Source organism: Lysobacter sp. 2RAF19 (genome assembly GCF_052115395.1).
Taxonomy (GTDB): Bacteria; Pseudomonadota; Gammaproteobacteria; order Xanthomonadales; family Xanthomonadaceae; genus Noviluteimonas.
The window spans coordinates 887514-904679 of sequence record NZ_JBFRGO010000002.1; the positions used below are offsets into that span (position 1 = coordinate 887514).

General features: G+C 67.2%; 16 protein-coding genes. 9 read left to right on the plus strand and 7 right to left on the minus strand.

Annotated elements, in window-relative coordinates; all coding sequences use genetic code 11:
- Positions 1-27: 27 nt before the first annotated feature.
- Together ubiH and AB4059_RS11045 are read left to right on the plus strand one after the other, a co-directional pair.
- Entirely contained in the window at positions 28-1236 is a 1209-nt protein-coding gene (ubiH, locus tag AB4059_RS11040; protein WP_498978953.1) for a 2-octaprenyl-6-methoxyphenyl hydroxylase, read from the plus strand.
- Entirely contained in the window at positions 1233-2426 is a 1194-nt protein-coding gene (locus AB4059_RS11045; protein WP_498978954.1) for an FAD-dependent oxidoreductase, read from the plus strand. The genes ubiH and AB4059_RS11045 overlap by 4 nt, the downstream gene beginning before the upstream one ends.
- A gap of 57 nt (positions 2427-2483) precedes the next feature.
- Here the strand turns inward: AB4059_RS11045 and AB4059_RS11050 are convergent, their stop codons facing one another.
- The 5 genes from AB4059_RS11050 to AB4059_RS11070 form a co-directional block, all read right to left on the minus strand.
- Positions 2484-2987, minus strand: a complete 504-nt coding sequence (locus AB4059_RS11050) for an EF-hand domain-containing protein (protein ID WP_498978955.1) — start codon at positions 2985-2987, stop codon at positions 2484-2486.
- 88 nt (positions 2988-3075) lie between these two features.
- A complete protein-coding gene (gene rlmM, locus AB4059_RS11055; RefSeq protein WP_498978956.1) occupies positions 3076-4140 on the minus strand; it encodes a 23S rRNA (cytidine(2498)-2'-O)-methyltransferase RlmM in 1065 nt (354 codons plus the stop codon).
- Between the two features lie 2 nt (positions 4141-4142).
- The gene (locus AB4059_RS11060) at positions 4143-4718 is read right to left on the minus strand and encodes a nucleoside deaminase (protein ID WP_498978958.1); all 576 of its coding nucleotides are present in this window, start codon (positions 4716-4718) and stop codon (positions 4143-4145) included.
- A complete protein-coding gene (locus tag AB4059_RS11065; RefSeq protein ID WP_498978959.1) occupies positions 4718-4975 on the minus strand; it encodes a hypothetical protein in 258 nt (85 codons plus the stop codon). The genes AB4059_RS11060 and AB4059_RS11065 overlap by 1 nt, the downstream gene beginning before the upstream one ends.
- Positions 4972-6726 (minus strand): glutamine--tRNA ligase/YqeY domain fusion protein, encoded by a 1755-nt coding sequence (locus tag AB4059_RS11070; protein WP_498978960.1) that lies wholly within the window; start codon positions 6724-6726, stop codon positions 4972-4974. Before AB4059_RS11070 ends, AB4059_RS11065 begins: the two co-directional genes overlap by 4 nt.
- A 139-nt stretch (positions 6727-6865) precedes the next feature.
- Between AB4059_RS11070 and AB4059_RS11075 the strand changes: the two genes are divergently transcribed.
- The 4 genes from AB4059_RS11075 to AB4059_RS11090 all read left to right on the plus strand — a co-directional run bounded on the left by AB4059_RS11075 (position 6866) and on the right by AB4059_RS11090 (position 10982).
- The gene (locus AB4059_RS11075) at positions 6866-7132 is read left to right on the plus strand and encodes a putative signal transducing protein (protein WP_498978962.1); all 267 of its coding nucleotides are present in this window, start codon (positions 6866-6868) and stop codon (positions 7130-7132) included.
- Between the two features lie 65 nt (positions 7133-7197).
- Complete coding sequence (locus AB4059_RS11080) at positions 7198-9303, plus strand: diguanylate cyclase (protein WP_498978963.1); 2106 nt, start codon at positions 7198-7200, stop codon at positions 9301-9303.
- Positions 9304-9423: 120 nt separating this feature from the next.
- On the plus strand, positions 9424-10080 hold the full coding sequence (locus tag AB4059_RS11085) for a glutathione S-transferase family protein (RefSeq protein ID WP_498978965.1): 657 nt from the start codon (positions 9424-9426) through the stop codon (positions 10078-10080).
- Positions 10077-10982 carry a DMT family transporter gene (locus AB4059_RS11090; RefSeq protein WP_498978966.1) on the plus strand — a complete coding sequence of 302 codons (906 nt, stop codon included), beginning with the start codon at positions 10077-10079 and terminating at the stop codon, positions 10980-10982. Before AB4059_RS11085 ends, AB4059_RS11090 begins: the two co-directional genes overlap by 4 nt.
- Before the next feature lie 3 nt (positions 10983-10985).
- On the opposite strand, the gene AB4059_RS11095 is transcribed toward AB4059_RS11090, so the two are convergent.
- Both AB4059_RS11095 and AB4059_RS11100 read right to left on the minus strand, forming a co-directional pair.
- Positions 10986-11618 (minus strand): hypothetical protein, encoded by a 633-nt coding sequence (locus AB4059_RS11095; RefSeq protein WP_498978967.1) that lies wholly within the window; start codon positions 11616-11618, stop codon positions 10986-10988.
- Positions 11615-12577: a LysR substrate-binding domain-containing protein gene (locus AB4059_RS11100; protein WP_498978969.1), complete on the minus strand. Its 963-nt coding sequence runs from the start codon at positions 12575-12577 to the stop codon at positions 11615-11617. The genes AB4059_RS11095 and AB4059_RS11100 overlap by 4 nt, the downstream gene beginning before the upstream one ends.
- Positions 12578-12725: 148 nt before the next feature.
- Between AB4059_RS11100 and AB4059_RS11105 the strand changes: the two genes are divergently transcribed.
- From AB4059_RS11105 to AB4059_RS11115, 3 genes are all read left to right on the plus strand, one after another.
- Complete coding sequence (locus AB4059_RS11105; RefSeq protein ID WP_498978970.1) at positions 12726-13262, plus strand: peroxiredoxin; 537 nt, start codon at positions 12726-12728, stop codon at positions 13260-13262.
- 119 nt (positions 13263-13381) lie between these two features.
- Complete coding sequence (gene ahpD, locus AB4059_RS11110) at positions 13382-13915, plus strand: alkylhydroperoxidase, AhpD family (RefSeq protein ID WP_498978971.1); 534 nt, start codon at positions 13382-13384, stop codon at positions 13913-13915.
- Positions 13916-14080: 165 nt separating this feature from the next.
- The gene (locus tag AB4059_RS11115) at positions 14081-17158 is read left to right on the plus strand and encodes a TonB-dependent receptor (RefSeq protein WP_498978972.1); all 3078 of its coding nucleotides are present in this window, start codon (positions 14081-14083) and stop codon (positions 17156-17158) included.
- The last annotated feature ends 8 nt before the right edge of the window (positions 17159-17166 follow it).

Genomic DNA, 17166 nt, shown 5'->3' on the forward strand with positions numbered 1-17166 from the left:
ACCCGCCCCCACGGACCTCCCACCGCCATGCCCACCCCCCGTTTCGATGTGGCGATCGTCGGCGGAGGGCTCGTGGGCGCAAGCCTTGCCATCGCGCTGGACCGCATCGGCCGCAGCGTGGCGCTGGTGGAGGCCGCGCCGCCCGGCGCACCGCCGGCGGTGTTCGACGAACGCAACCTGAGCTTTGCCGAGGCGACCGTCCACGGCCTGCGCGCGCTGGGCGTGCTGCAGCGCCTGCGCGCACCGGTGGGGCTGATCCGCCGCATCCATGTCAGCCGCGCCGGCGATTTCGGCCGCGTGGTGCTCGATGCCGCCGAACACGGCCGCGAGGCCTTCGGCCAGGTCGTCGTCGCGCGCGACTTCGGCCTGGCGCTCGAAGACGCCCTGAATGCCTGCACGCACGTGACGCGTTTTCGTCCGATGCGCTTCGAAGGCACGTCGATGGGCGAAGGCGCGCGCGTCCTGCAACTTCGCGATGCCGACGGCAACGCGCACGCCATCGAAGCGCAGCTGCTCGTCGGTGCCGACGGCACGCGCTCCGGCGTGCGCGACGCATTGGACATCGGCGCCGACGAACACGATTTCCAGCAGACCCTGTTCGTCGCGCGCATCCGCGCCGAACGTGCGCCCGATGGGACCGCCTACGAACGCTTCGGTGCGAACGGCCCGACGGCGCTGCTGCCACGCGGCGACGGACATTTCGGCGTCGTGCACGGCGTCTCGCGCGACGAGGCCGACGCCGTTGCGGCGCTTCCCGAATCGGCCTGGCTCGAGCGCCTGCAAACCGCGTTCGGTTGGCGCGTCGGCCGCTTGCTGTCGAGCGGCCCGCGCAGCGCGTATCCGATCGTGCAGGTCGTCGCACGCGCGTTGACCGCGCAGCGCGCGGCGATGGTCGGCAATGCGGCGCAGACGCTGCATCCGATCGGCGCGCAGGGCTTCAACCTGGGCCTTCGCGATGCGCTGACGCTCGCCGAATTGATCGAAGCCGGCGGCGACACGGGCGATCCGGCACTGCTCGCCGAACACGCGCGTCGTCGCGCGGACGATCGCGAACGCACGCTGCAATTCTCCGGCGGCCTCGCGCGCCTGACCGCGAACGACGGCAAAGCGATACGCCCGCTGCGCAGCCTCGGCTTCGGCGCCGTGCAGCATCTGCCCGCGCTGCGTGCGCAACTGGTCGGTGGCGCACTGGGCTATCGCGGCGACGTGCCGCGCCTGTGCAGGGGCGAGGCATGAGCCGTCGCGGACGCCTGGATGCGGTGATCGTCGGCGGCGGCGTCGTCGGTTGCGCCGCCGCGCTTGCGCTGGCGAAGCAGGGGCTCGAGGTCGCGCTGCTCGAAGCGCATGTCCCCGCCGCGTGGTCGCCTTCCAAACGCGACCTGCGCGTCTATGCCTTCGCACCCGACAACGCCGCGCTACTCGATCGCATCGGCGTGTGGCGCAGCGTGCGCGAAGCGCGCCTCCAACCCTATCGCCGCATGCGCGTGTGGGACGCGGCGGGCGGCGGCGAATTCGCATTCGACGCGGACACGCTCGCGCGCGCCGAACTGGGTTGGATCGTCGAACACAATCTCCTCGTCGACCGACTGTGGAACGCATTGCCCGGCGCCGGCGTGCGCGTGCATGCGTCGACGCGCGCCGAAGCGATCGAAGCACACGACGAAGGCGTGCGCGTGCGCCTGGACGATGGCGTGACGCTCGATGCGCGAGTGGTGCTCGCCGCCGATGGCGCGGAATCGGCCGTGCGCGCGATGGCCGGGTTCGAAACCGATCTCCACGACTACGCACAGAAAGGCATCGTCGCGTACGTCGCCAGCGAGCGGCCACACGAAGACACCGCATGGCAACGCTTCCTGCCGGGCGGCCCGCTCGCGTTGTTGCCGTGCATGCCCGGTGAGCATGGCGAGCACTTGAGTTCGATCGTGTGGACCGTGCCCGACGCGCAAGCGCAACGCCTGCTCGCGCTGGACGCCGACGCCTTCGGCGTCGAACTCACCAACGCCTTCGAACATCGCCTCGGCGCGCTGACGTTGCATTCCACGCGCGCGGCCTTCCCGCTGCGCCGGCAACTGGCGAACGACTACGCGAAGGGCCGTGTGTTGCTGCTCGGCGACGCCGCGCACGTCGTGCATCCGCTGGCCGGGCAGGGCGTGAACCTGGGCTTGCGCGACGTGTCCGCCCTGGCGCAATCGATCGAAGACGCCAACACGCGACGCACCGATTGGACCGCGCCGCATCGCATCGCGCGCTGGGCACGCGCGCGCCGCAGCGAGAACGCCACCAACGCGCACGCCTTCAGCGCGATCAACGCCCTGTTTTCGAACGACGACATGGCCAGCACGCTGTTGCGCGGCCCCTTGCTGGGGCTGGCCGGGAAGATGCCGCCACTGGCGCATGCCCTGTGGCGGCACGCCGCGGGGGTTTGAACCAACGCAAACGCCGGCGATCTGCCGGCGTTTCCGTTCCTGGGTTGCAACGATTGCTTACTGCAACCAGCCCTTCATTTCGTCCTTGGACAGGCGTCCGTTGTGGTTGCTGTCGACCACGTGGAATTCGCGCATCAAATCATCGTTGCCGCTCGCACGGACTTCAGCACGGCTGACGCTGCCGTCGCCGTTCTTGTCCAGCGCGCTCCAATCGACCTTGTAGTTGGAGGAGATCGAATCGGGCGCGTGCTCATGCACGGCAACCGGCGCGCCCGGCGGCGGAGGCGGTGGCGTCGGCGGCATCGGTGCGCCCGGCGGAGCAGGAGGCGGAGGCGGCGGAGGCGGCACCGGCGCTTCGGGCGGCGCAGGGGCGCCCGGCGGTGGCGGCATCGGCGCGGCCGGCGGCGCGGGTGGTTGGTCCGTCGGCGGCATCGGCGCCATCGGTGGCATCGGCTGCGTCTGCGGATCGGTCGGTGTCGGCGTGGGCGCGGTTTGCGCGAAGGCCGGCGCGATCGCCAGCGCCGCGAGCAAACCAAGGAACAACGGGGTCTTGCGGGTCATTGCGAGCACTCCCTGCGGTGGACTGCGCGACCGTAGGAGCGCGGGGATCAAACGTCCGTCAATTCACGCGACCGCCCATTGCCGCCGTTCAGCTGCCGCGCGCCATCGCGAAGACCGTGATCTCTTCGCGGTCGTGATAGAGCTGTTTGGCGCGGATGCGCATCGGACGCTGGCTCTGCTGTTCGAACAAGGCCAGGCACTCGCGTGTTTCGTCCCAGCGCTTCTTCATCGGTAATTTCAGGTTGAACACCGCGTGCTTGCACCAGCCTTCGCGGAACCATTGCGCCATGCGCGCGGCGACGCGCTTGGGCGACTCGACCATGTCGCACACCATCCAGTCGAGCGGTTTGGGCGGTTGCCATTGGAAGCCGTCGGCGCGCAGGTGCTCGACCAGGCCGCTGTCGAGCACGTGCTGGCGCAGCGGGCCGTTGTCGATCGCGGTGACGCGCACGCCATGTCGCGTAAGCACCCAGGTCCAGCCACCGGGCGCGGCGCCGAGATCGGCCGCGCGCATGCCCGACTGCAACCAACGCGCGCGTTCGTCGGGTTCGAGCAGCACGAGGAAGGCTTCGTCGAGTTTCGAGGCCGAGCGCGACGGCGCATCCTGCAACGTGCGCAAACGCGGGATGCCCAGGGGCCACGGCGACGCATCGCGCGGATGGCCGCTGGCGAGCAACACGTGGTCGCCGGTAAGGAAGCACACATGCAAGCTCGGCAAGGCGGCGTCGGCCTGCGCCGTCAACAAGCCCGCCTTGCGCAAGGCAGGCCGCAAGGCATTGCCGAAACTGCGCGCGAGCCCGGCGAGTTGGCGCGCTTCATCAGAATCGGGATGTTCGACGATCAGATCGCCGAAGGCCGCGCGTTCGAACAGGGCCGCCACGATCGGCGTGATGCGGTCCTTGGCGTCGAGCCCGCGCAGATCCGCGAGCAGGCGCAGCTTCTGCCGCGCGAAGATGATGTCGCGCAAGGGCAGTGCCTGCGCGAGTGCGTGTCCCTGCGTGCTGAAGAATTGCACGAAGCCGGTGTTGCGTTCGGCGCGCGCCCAACCGGCATCGCCGGCCTGTGCCGCGCGTTCGCCGAGCTCGGCGGCCAGCTCCGGTTCGAAGCCGGGGCGGCAATAGCACAGCAGTCCGTTGGCGCGCTCGGCTTCCACGCTCAGTAGAACGCGCCGCCGGACGCGCCGTAGCGGCGCAACACGTCGCACGCCGCGTCGCGGTGCAGGTCGCGGGTGACGGCGATGCCACGGCGTTCGAGCTCGCCGACCCAGTCCTGGGGCAGGGGGCCTTCGTCGAATTCGGTCAGGCGCATGACATCTTCCGAACGCGCGCCGATCAGCAAGGCATCGATGCCGGCCCAGAAGGTCGCGCCGTAACACTGGCAACACGGCTGCGCGGAGGTCGCGAGCACGATGGGGCCGGCGCCTTCGCCGGGCGCCGATTCGTTCAGGCGCATGCGTTGCATGCGTTGTTGCGCGAGCATGTACGCCATGATTTCGGCGTGCGCGACCGAGCAGGCGTGCGGCTCCACGCGATTCACGCCGACGGCGATGATGCGATCGTCGGGCCCGAACACCGCCGCGCCGAACGGGCCGCCGGTGCGCGCTTCGACATTGCGCGCCGACAGATCGATCGCCAGCGCGACCTTGTCGGCATCGCTCGCATAGGTGCGGGTGGTGTCGACCGCGTCGTGCACCCATGCCGGCAGCGTGAGGTGGACCTGTGCGTAGAGCATCAGCGCACCGACGTCGCTGGCGCGGGATCGATCACCGGATCGAGCGCTTCACGCTTGGCGATGCATTTGTCCTGTACGCAGCGGCATTGCGTGCCGACGCATTGCGGCTTCGCGCTGCAATCGGCGTCGACCTTGCACGTCATGTCCGCAACGCGCTGCGGCGGCGGCAACTGTTGCGAAGGATCCTGCGCCGCCGGCGCCGCGCAGGCGGCGAGCGCCATGCACGTGCACAGCATGAGCAGGCGCGTCGCGTTCATCCCTTCGTCGCCCAGTTGTCGCGCAGCGTGACGCTGCGATTGAACACAGGCGCGTCGCTGCGGTGGTCGCGGCGGTCGGCCACGAAGTAGCCGAGGCGTTCGAACTGGTAATTCTGTTCCGGTGCGGCGAGCGCGGCGGCCGGTTCGACCCACGCGCGCACGACGGTGCGCGATTCCGGATTCAGATGATCGCGGTAGGTCTTGCCGTCGGTGTCGTCGTCGGGATCGGGCACGCTGAACAGCCGGTCGTACAGGCGCACTTCCGCCGCGACCGCGTGCTGCGCGCTCACCCAGTGGATCGTGCCCTTCACCTTGCGGTCGGCGCCGGGCATGCCGGGGCGCGATTCGGGATCGAGCCAGCCGCGCAGTTCGACCACGTTGCCGTCGGCGTCCTTGATCACCTCGTCGACGCGCGCGATGCCCGCGCCGCGCAGGCGGATTTCGCCGCCGGGCACCAGGCGCTTCCAACCCTTGGGCGGCACTTCGGCGAAGTCGTCCTGTTCGATCCACAACTCGCGCGAGAACGGAATCTCGCGCTCGCCCTGCGTTTCGTCCTTCGGGTGATTGGAGAAGCGCAGCGTTTCGGCGTGGCCTTCGGGCAGGTTGGTCAGCACGAACTTCAGCGGCCCGAGCACCGCCATGCGGCGCGGTGCATGCGCGTCGAGGTCTTCGCGCAGCGTGTTTTCGAGGACCGAGTAATCGATCAGCGAGTTCTGCTTCGACAGCCCCAGGCGCGAGACGAACAACTTCAACGCCGAAGCGGTGTAACCGCGGCGGCGAATGCCCTGCAGGCTCGGCATGCGCGGGTCGTCCCAGCTCTCGACCAGGCCGTCCTGCACCAGCGCCATGAGCTTGCGCTTGCTCATGACGGTGTAATTGAGGTTGAGGCGCGAGAACTCGATCTGGCGCGGCTTGCTCGCTTCGAAGGGCAAGCCCTTGCCGGTGAGCGGCGCGACCAGTTCGGGATGGTGGGCGAGATCGACCTTGTCCACGCACCAGTCGTACAGCGGGCGATGATCTTCGAACTCGAGCGTGCACAGCGAATGCGTGATGCCTTCGACCGCGTCGCTCAGCGAGTGCGCGTAGTCGTACATCGGATAGATCGGCCAGGTGTTGCCGGTCTGGTGGTGTTCGGCGTGCTTGATGCGATACAGCGCCGGGTCGCGCAGGTTGATGTTGCCGGCGGCCATGTCGATCTTCGCGCGCAACGTGCGCGCGCCGTCGGGGAATTCGCCGGCGCGCATGCGGCGGAACAGGTCGAGGTTTTCCTCGACGCTGCGGTCGCGATACGGGGAGTTGCGGCCCGGCTCGGTCAGCGAGCCGCGGTATTCGCGCACCTGCTCGGCGGTGAGGTCGCAGACGAAGGCGTCGCCCTGGGCGATCAGCTTCTCGCCGGCCAGGTAGAGGACCTCGAAGTAATCCGAGGCGTGGCGCAGGTCGTGCCATTCGAAGCCCAGCCAGCGCACGTCGTCCTTGATGGCCTCCACGTACACCGGGTCTTCCTTCACCGGGTTGGTGTCGTCCAGGCGCAGGTTGCACCAGCCGCCGAATTCGGCGGCGATGCCGAAGTCGGTCCAGATGGCGCGCGCGTGTCCGATGTGAAGGAACCCGTTGGGCTCCGGCGGGAAGCGGGTCTTGATCGACGCGTGGCGGCCGGTGGCCAGGTCCTCGCGGACGATCTGCCGGATGAAGTCGGTGGGGCGCGGGGCGTCGGCGGCGTCGGCGGCCGGGGGGGCGGGGGCTGTGGACACGATGGGTTCTGGAGGCGGGCCCGGCGAGCCAGGCGTAATGTGACGGGCAGCGAGTTTAGCCGACGGCCTGTCCAGGCACCGGTTTGCGTTGAATGGCATGAAAGTTGCGACACAGTTCTCCAACCGGGGGTGACCGCGTATGCGGGTCGTGTACGAAGCAGCGCACGTGATCGACGCCCATCTGGTGCGCCACGCACTGGAAGCGGCGGGCATGCACGTGTTCGTGCGCGGGGAAGCGCTGCTCGGCGGGCTCGGGGAACTCGGGATCTTCGGATTGGTGCAGGTCTGCGTGCTGGAGACCGACTGGGCGCAGGCGCGCGAAGTGGTCGAAGGGCTGGCCCTGTCGGTGGCGTCCGGGGATGCGCCGGAGGTGCCCCCACTTCCCTTGCCGGGATTGGCCACCTGAACGCGCGGCCGGCCATCGGGGGAAGGTCGGCCAGGGCGAACGCCTTCGGCGAAGGGCGCGCGGCCGTGTCGTGCGTCCTCGCCTGCCTGATGGTCTGGGGTCTGGCGATGTTGCCGTTCGACGCGGCCGCGGTCGCGCATCGGCCCGCCGTCACGCGCGTGGTCGAAGGCGACAGCGTGCGCGTGCCGCCCTCCGACACGCCTGTCCGCATTCCCCTGCGCCTGAACCGCGGGGACGCCATCATCGACCGCCTGTGGGTGCAGCGATCGATGGTCGATGAAATCTGGCTGGAAGCGCGCATGGGGCATGGCACCTGGCGTTCGCCGGTGCAGTCCTTCTTCCGCCCGGAGGATGACGGTCCGTCGTTCCCGACGGGCTTTGCGTTCCAACTTCCGCCGGGCGTCGAAGACGTCGACCTGATGGTGTCCACCCACGCGCCGGTGCGGCTGCGGCCCACCTCGCAGACAGCGAGCGCCGTGGCGGAAATGCAGCAGCGCGGCAGCGCGCTCGCCGGCGCCAACTACGCGAGCCTGGCCGTGCTCGCCTTCATCGCCTTGTCCCTGTTCGCGGCGGTGCGCGATCGCATCTATCTCGCGTTGCTGGCCTTGTCGGTGACGGCGCTGGCGTGGTTCGTCGCGTCGAACGGGCATCTGTTCGCGTGGCCCGGCGTGCGTTGGTTCGCGCTGTGGGGTGCGCAGGGCGTGTGGGCGCTGCAGTTGCTGCATTGCGCGGCCGCGACGTGGCTCGCGCAGCGCTATGCGGAACTGGAAGTCGCGCAGCGCAGGCTCGATCGCGCCGGCGATTACTTGCGATACGTCGCGCTCGGGCTCGCCGGGATCGCGCTGCTGCGCCTGGAAGTGTTGTCGGTGCCGATGGCGTGGGCGGCGGCGCTCACCGGCGGCGCGACGATGGCCTACATCGTCGCCACCGCCCTGGTCGCGGTGCGCCGCCGCATCTGGAACAGCCTGTCGGTGCTCACCGTCGTGCTGGTGCTCGCCGGCGCGTTCGCGTTGCGCGCGTTCATGCCTTTTGGCATCCATGGGTTCTGGGTGCGCTACGGCCCGCAACTGGCGCTCACGGTGTGCGTGTTGCTGGTGGCGGTCGGCATGATCGGGCGGATCGCGCACGTGCGCGACGAACGCGATCGCGAACGCCTCGCGCGCGGCGACAGCGAACGCCGCCTGGAACGCGAAGCCGCGCGCGTCGACCTGGTGCAGCAACTGCAACGCCGCCTGCGCGAATTGCCCGCGGGCGACCTGGAATGGGCGGCGTTTCGCAGCGTGTTCGAACGCCTGCTGCCGCTGCTGCGGCTGGAATCGGCGGCGCTGGTCGCCTACGGCTTCCACGGTTTCGATCTGTTGCTCGCCGAACCGATTTCCAGCAAACCGCATTACACCGACCTGCTCGCCACGCGCATGGGCATGATGAAGGGCCTGGCGCGCACGCAGGCGCCGGTGCAATTGCAACTGGGCAACGGAGACGCGCTGCATCTGTTGCACGGCGTCGTGCCGCTGCCGATCCGCCCGCCCTCGTGGGGCGTGCTGCTCCTGCAACGCAGCGATGGATCGAGTTTCACCGACGAAGAACTCGCGCTCGCCAGCGACTTCGGCCGCTTGGCCGTGCAACACGCCGACGAAGCGGCGGCGGCCCTCAACCTGCGGCGCTCGGCCGAACTCGACGCGCTGACCGGCACCTTCAATCGCCGCACGATCGATCTGTGGCTGTCGCGTTCGTTCTCCGAGGCGCATCGCGAAGACCAGTTGCTGTCGGTCTTGTTCGTCGACATCGACCACTTCAAGTCGATCAACGATTCGCACGGGCACGCGGCGGGCGACGCCGTACTGCGCCAGGTTTCCGAGGTGTTGCGCAAGGAATTGCAGCCGACCGATTTGCTGGGCCGCTACGGCGGCGAGGAATTCGTAATCGTGCTGCCGGGGCGCAACGGCGACGACGCGCGCCAACTCGGCGAACGCATCCGCGCGGCGATCGAACTGGTGCGCCTGGACTACGAGGGCAAGCCGATCCGCATCACCGTCAGCGTCGGCGTGGCCACGCGCCTGCCGCGCGAGAACGAACCGGCGGCGGCCGTCGCGCGCGCCGACCAGGCGCTGTATGCGGCCAAGCGGGGTGGACGCAATCGGGTGAACGTGGCGCCGGCGGTGTTCACGTGAAGCAAGAGCGGGAATGGGGAATGGGGAATGGGGAATAGATGATTCGTAACGGGTGTCGGCGACGCTGCACCAGGGACGGAAGTACTATTCCCCATTCCCTATTCCCCATTCCCGAGCCCCATGCTCACCCTCGTCATCGGCAACAAGAACTACTCCTCCTGGTCGCTTCGTCCCTTCCTCGTGCTGCGCACCTTCGGCGTGCCCTTCGATGAAGTGCGCATCCTGCTCGATACGCCGCACTTCCAGCAGGACGTCGCGAAGTGGGCGCCCAATCTGCGCGTGCCGGCCTTGCACGACGACGGGCTGGTGATCTGGGATTCGCTGGCGATCTGCGAATACGTCAACGAGCAATACCTCGATGGCAAGGGCTGGCCGTCCGATGTCGCGGCACGCGCGCAGGCGCGTTCGGCCGCCGCGGAAATGCATTCGGGTTTCATGGCACTGCGCAAGCAGTGCCCGATGAACATGCGCCGCACGCCCGACAACTATCGCTGGAACGAGGAGGCCGAGCGCGACATCCAGCGCGTCCAGGCGCTGTGGCGCGAGTTGAAACAGGCGCATGGCCAGCAGGGTCCGTTCCTGTGCGGCGCGTTCTCGATCGTCGACGCGATGTTCGCGCCGGTGGTGTCGCGCTTCCTGTCTTACGGCGTGCCGATGGACGACACCGCGCGTGCTTTCAGCGATGCGATCCAGTCGCTGCCGGCGTGGCAGGAATGGCGCGACGCCGGTTTCGCCGAAGCCGAATATCTCGAAGACACCGAAAAGTTCCGCGCATGACCGCCGCCGCCCCGCGCGGCGCGCTCGCGACGATGCTGCTCGGCGCGGTGCTGATCAGCACGTCGGCCGTGTTCGTCCGGTGGGTCGAGATGGGGCCGACGGCCTCGGCGTTCTGGCGCATGGCGCTGGCCACCGCGATGTTGTTGCCCGTGCTGGCGGTCGCCGTGCGTCGCGGTGCATCGACGTTCAAGCCTTCGCCGCGCGTGCTGGGTCTGGTCGCCATCGCCGCGGTGTTTTTCGCGCTCGATCTGTGGATGTGGCACCGGAGCATCCTCTATGTCGGCGTGGGCATGGCGACTTTGCTCGGCAACTTCCAGGTCTTCGCGCTCGCCACGTACGGCGCGTTGGCGCTCGGCGAACACGGCGGCTGGCGCCTGTGGGCGGGCCTGTCGCTCGCGATCGCGGGCCTGGCGTTGATGCTCGTGCCGGGTTGGTCGCATTTCGACGCGCACTTCCACGTCGGCGTGTGGTTCGGCCTCGGCACTGCGGCGGCGTATGCCGGATTCCTGATCGCCTTTCGCAAGGCGCAGGCCACGCGCGGCGGTGCATCGAACGAATCCTTGTTGTGGTGGATGTGCGTGTGCACCGCGGTGTTGTTGCTGCCGATGACGCTCGCCGGTGGCGAAGCACTGCCGCCGCGCAGTGGTGCCGATTGGGGTTCGCTGCTCGCCTATGCCTTCATCGCGCAGGTGTGCGGCTGGCTGGTGATCGGGAGGGCGATGCCGAAGTTGTCGGCCGGTGTGCTGGGCTTGTGCCTGTTGCTGCAGCCGTTGATGGCCTACGTCTGGGACGCCACGCTGTTCGGCACGCGCCTGGATGCGCTGGGCATCACGGGGCTTGGCCTGTCGCTGGCGGGCATCTTCCTCGGGCTGACGCGCGGTACGCGCGCGTCGGCGGCGTGAGCGTCACTGCCGCGCGATCGAACACACGTAGACGACTTCGCACGCGCCGTTGCCGCTGTCTTCGCGCGTGAGCGAGCTGCGCCAGTGCCAGCCATCGGGCGCGTCGGCTTCGACGAGCCAACCATCGATGCGGACGTTGTCGCCGGTGCGCACCTGCGACAACACGCGCGCGGCATCGGCGTTGGCCGGGATCATGTGCATGTTCGCGCTGGAGCGGATGATTTCGCGCGTGGGAATCGGCGGCGCGCCCTGCCAGCGATAGTGGTACCAACGATTCGACTGGTCGATGTTCAGTTGCGACAGCACCGCGTCTTCGCGCATGCGGCCCCAGCCCAGCGCGAGATCGGTGGGCGAGAGGTCGGCTTCGCGGCCGAGCGTGTAGTCCTCGCGCGACAGCACGCGTGCGTCGACGCTGAAACCCGCGAGCGGTTGCAACCGTGCAGGCTGCAAACGAATGTCGCCGAAGCCGTCCGGCACCGGGCTCTGCAAGGGGGCTTCGCCTGCGGGTACGCGCGGCGGCGCCGGGCATGAAATGGAAGCGCCGGCCACGGCGGCCGGCGCTTCGGGCGTGCGATGCCACCACCACCAGGCGATGACGAACACCACCACGACGATGGCCCATTTGCGCAGGCTCATGCCGATTTGCCTTTCGCGGCGGCCGCGCGCTTGACCGGTGGCGGCGCGAGCTGCGCCATCGGCGTGAACAAGTCCGGCGGCAAGGTGCGGAAGATTTCGGCGAGGCGCCCGAGGAATTCGCCCATCGCCGAACTCTTGCGCCACACCATCGCGATCCTGCGGCTGGGCTGCGTGCCGCGGAAGGAGAGCAGATGGATGTCGTTGGAGCGCGCGACCGGCGGCTTCACCGCGAGCGTGGGCAGCAAGGTGACGCCGACATTCGCGGCGACCATCTGCCGGAGTGTCTCCAGGCTCGTCGCCTGGAAATCGCGCATTTCGCCTGCGCCGGCGAGTTGGCAGACATCCAGGGCTTGATCGCGCAGGCAATGGCCGTCTTCGAGCAGGAGCAGGCGTTCGTCGGCGAGATCCTTCAGCGACAGGTCGCTGCGCCTGGCGAGCTTGTGCGTTTCGGGAACGGCGAGCAGGAAGGGTTCTTCGAACAGGAACTCCACATGCAATTGATCGTCGTGGACCGGGAGTGCGAGCAGGCCGGCATCGAGGCGGCCGTCGCGCAGGCGCGAAAGGATGACGTCGCTCTTTTCCTCGACGAGCAGCAGTTCGAGGTTCGGAAAGCGCGCGCGGATGCGCGGCACGACGTGCGGCAACAGATAGGGCCCGAGTGTGGGGAACAGGCCCAGGCGCACGGTGCCCGCTTCGGGGTCGCGGCTGCGGCGGGCGGCTTCGCGCATCTGTTCGACCTCGGCCACGATGCGGCGCGCGCGATCGGCGATGTCGCGGCCGGCGGGCGTGAGCATGACCTTGCGCGGCGCGCGCTCGACGAGCGAAACGCCCAGCTCTTCCTCCAGCTTGCGGATCTGCGTGGACAGGGTCGGCTGACTGACGAAGCTGGCTTCGGCCGCGCGGCCGAAGTGCTTGTGGTCGGCGAGGGCCACCAGATAACGCAGGTCGCGGAGATTCATGAACGATAGCCTATACCTATCGTCAACATCCAAACAATCGACTTGCCGTATGAGACGACGAACGGCAGACTGCCTGTCTTCGCCGGGGGAACGCACCCGGCGGCCCCATGTTTCTCCCTTCCCCCTGTGCGATTAGGAGCACTCCTGCATGTTGACCGTCGGCGACAAGTTCCCCCAGTTCAACCTCAAGGCCACCGTCTCGAACGACCTGAACAACGCGTTCGTCGACATCACCAACGACACGTACAAGGGCAAGTGGCTGGTCGTGTTCTTCTACCCGAAGGACTTCACTTTCGTGTGCCCGACCGAGATCACCGGCTTCGCCAAGCTCGACCAGGCCTTCAAGGATCGTGACGCGCAGCTGCTGACCGGTTCGACCGACAGCGAGTTCGTGCACCACGCCTGGCGCACGCACCACAAGGATCTCAACAGCCTGCCGTTCCCGATGCTGGCCGACATCAAGCGCGAGCTGACCTCGGCGCTGGGCATCCTGGGTTCGGATGGCGTGGCGCAGCGCGCGACGTTCATCGTCGACCCGAACGGCGAAATCCAGTTCGTCTACGTGACCGCCGGTTCGGTCGGCCGCAACCCGGAAGAAGTGCTGCGCGTGCTCGACGCGCTGCAGACCGACGAGCTGTGCCCCTGCAACTGGAAGCAGGGCGAAGAAACGCTGAAGGTCGCCTGAGAAAGCGACACCCTTCGCCCCGCGCGCGCCGTGCCCCCTCGCGGCGTCTCCCTCCCCCGAAACGCGCGGGGCATTCGTGGCCGGGCATCCCCCGGCCACGTTCTTATCGGAGCCATGCAATGAACCTGCAGGACCTGCGCAACACGATCCCCGATTACGCCAAGGATCTGAAACTCAACCTCGACTCGGTGCTGAGCGAAACCGGCGCCGCCGGCCTGGACGCCAAGCGCATCCGCGTCATCGCGCTGGCCTGCGCGATCGCAGCGCGCCACCGCCCGCTGGTCGAAGCCATCGAAGCCTTCGCCGCCGAGCAGCTGTCGCCGGAAGAAATGAACGGCGCGCGTTCGGCCGCCGCGATCATGGCGATGAACAACATCTACTACCGCGCCACGCACCTGATCCACAACGACGAATACGGCACGATGCGCGCCGGCCTGCGCATGAACATCATGGCCAACCCCGGCGTCGACAAGATGACCTTCGAACTCGCCTCGCTCGCCGTGTCGGCCATCAACGGCTGCGGCGCGTGCCTGGATTCGCACGAACGCACGCTGCGCATGCACGACATCAGCGCCCAGGGCGTGCAGAGCGCGCTGAAGATCGCCGCGGTGGTGCACGCGGTTGCGGTGACGTTGGAGCAGTCTGAGCACTGATCCACAGGATCGTGTTCTCAGAAATTTCTCCGTGATCCATTGAAGCCTCGGCGCAACGTCGAGGCTGTCTCCGCTGCCTGCGGAACATTTCGAAACGTAACTTCCGGTAACCGTTAAGAGGGTCTTAACCCTCGCGGTTTCATCTATGACCGGAGTACGCAAGGAATGAATCAACGTCATCCCGTTTCCCGCCGCGCCTTGTCGCGCCGGTTCCAGCGCACGGCGCTCGCCGCTGCCCTGAGCTTCTGCTTCGCGACGAACGTCCACGCACAAAGTTCGGTGGGTTCGATCTTCGGCGACACCGGCGCAAACGCGTCCGTCCAGATCGAGAACGTCGATACCGGCACGCGTCGCGAGATCACCGCCGATGCCGCGGGTCGCTTCACCTTTCCGCAGCTTGCGCCCGGCCGTTACCGCGTCGTCTCCGAAGGCTCGACCAAGGACGTGCAGGTCAAGGTTGGCACCGGTAGCGAGGTCGATTTCACGCGCGCAGCCAACGAACTGGCGACCGTTGTGGTGGAAGGTGCGAGCACGTTCAATCCCGTCGACGTCTCGTCGGTGGAATCCACGACGGTCTTCACCGCCGCGCAGCTCGAACAACTTCCCATCGCGCGCAGCGTGACCAGCGTTGCGTTGCTGGCGCCCGGCACCGTGCGCGGCGACACCGGGCTGGGCAACGGTAACCTCGCGTCCTTCGGCGGGTCTTCGGTTGCGGAGAACGGGTACTACATCAACGGCTTCGACGTCACCAATATCCGCAACTTCCTGTCGTTCGCCGAATTGCCGTTCGACGCGATCGCCGAACAGCAGGTCAAGACGGGTGGCTACGGCGCCGAATACGGTCGGTCCCTCGGTGGCGTGATCGGCTTGGTCACCAAGCGCGGCACGAACGAATGGAAAAGCGGGGCAAGCGTGTATTGGCGCCCGGGCTCACTGACCGAGAACGGCACCGACGTGCTGAGCCGGGATCCCGCGCGCATCGGCACCAACGATCCGCTGTACGTCTATCGCTCCGACAACACGTCCGACCGCTTGAGCTACAACGTCTGGGGCGGCGGCGCGCTGATCAAGGACAAGCTTTTCATGTTTGGCCTGGTCGAAGGCCAGGACGACACCGATGACATCTACGGCAGGGACATCAGCGAACATCGCGCAAACAACTCGCCGAGCGCGTTGCTCAAGCTCGACTGGAACATCACCGACAACCACCTCGTCGAATTCACCGGCATCTACAACAAGTCCGAGCAAACCACGCACCACTACGCCAATCCCACCGGGGTGCTGAACTCGGGCCAGCACGGCACCTTCCTCAACACCTCCACGCTGGAAAACGGTGGCGAGGTCTACATCGCGAAGTACACCGGCTATCTCACCGATTCGTTCACCGTGTCCGCGCAGTACGGGTACCTCAACAACGTCAACAACTTCCAGTCGGAGTTGCCCGGCGCCGACTGCCCGGCGATCTACGACAGCCGGGCACCCGGCCTGCCGCTCAGGAAGGTGGGGTGCTGGACCGAAGCGCAGTTCACGGTTCGCGACGCCGCCTTCGGCGGCCGGCCGGACGAGGACACCCGCAATGCCTGGCGCATCGACGCAGAATGGCAGGCGGGCGACCATCGCGTGCGTTTCGGCCTGGACCATGAAAAGTTCGAGTCGACCCACGCCGGTACCACCTACAGCGGTGGCAACTACTACCGTTATTTCCGCGCCTCCGACATCTTCGGCGCGGGCGCGACCGGCGACGTCGTCCGTCATCGCACGACGTATTCCGAAAGCGGGGCCTACAACGTCGTAAACAACGCGGCGTACGTGGAAGACAACTGGCAGGTCACCGACAAGTGGATGATCTACGCCGGCCTGCGCGCGGAAACGTTCGAGAACAACAACGCGCAAGGTCAGACGTTCATCGAATCGGACACCTTGTTCGCGCCGCGCCTTGGCTTTTCGTGGGACGTCCTCGGCGATTCGAGCTTCAAGGTCTTCGGCAACGCGGGCCGGTATTACATCCCGGTGGCGAGCAACACCAATATCCGCGCTTCGGCGACCGAATACTCGACGGAAACCTGGTACGTGCTCGATGGCGTGAACGGCGATGGCACGCCGATCATCGGTTCCGTGGTGAGGCCGACCGCCGTCAACGGCGCACTGACCCCACCAGACCCGCGTACCGTGGCGGCGACGAACCTGGACCCGATGTACCAGGACGAATACATCCTCGGTTTCCAGAAGCAGCTCACGCCGAACTGGATGCTGGGCATGCGCGCGATCCACCGCGACGTCAAGGCGGGCATGGACGATATCTGCTCGAAAAACGGCTTCAACCAATGGGCGGCGGACAATGGTTTCGACCCGGCCTTCGCAGCGGACGGCCTGGGCATCGACATGGCGAACTGCTTCATCGCCAACCCGGGCAAGGACGTCTCGATTGCGCTGGATCCGACGAACTCGGGCACGCTCCAGGTCTACACCGTACCGGCGCATTACCTCGGCCTGCCCGAATACCAGCGGACCTACAACGCGGTCGAATTCTTCTGGGAGCGCTCGAAGGCCGATAACTGGTACATGCAGGGCTCCTATACGTTCGCGAAAAGCCGCGGCAACGCCGAGGGTTACGTCAACTCGACGCTCGAGCAGGAAGACGCGGGCCTGACGCAGGACTTCGACTTCGCGGCCTTCGAGCAGGGCGCCTACGGCTACCTGCCGAACGATCGCCGGCACTCGCTGAAGTTGTTCGGTTCCTACGACCTGAGCGACCAATGGGTGGTGAGCGCGAATCTGCTGATCCAGTCGGGCCGCCCGGTGAGCTGTTACGGGTTCATCCCCACCGAGGCCCTCAACATCGGGGCGCCCGACGAGGGCACGCTCGGCCTGTACAGCGCATCGAGTTTCTATTGCCCCGACGCGAACGGCCAGTTCGCGGTCCCTGATGCCGGCGCGGATGGCGTCGCCGGTACGGCCGATGATTTCGAACGTCGCTATCGCCTCGGCAATCGCGGTGACCAGGGGCGCACCCCGTGGACACAAACGCTCGACCTGGGTGTGTCCTACACGCCGACATGGGCGCAGAAGAAGCTGACGCTGCAGATGACCGTGTTGAACGTCCTGAATGCACAGACGGCGACGGAATGGAATGAAACATCGCAAACCACGCGCCTGGATGCCGCGACACGTCCGGACTACCTCAACGATGTGAATTACCAGACGCCGCGGTCGGTGGAGTTCGTGGCGCGTTACCGCTTCTGATCACCCCG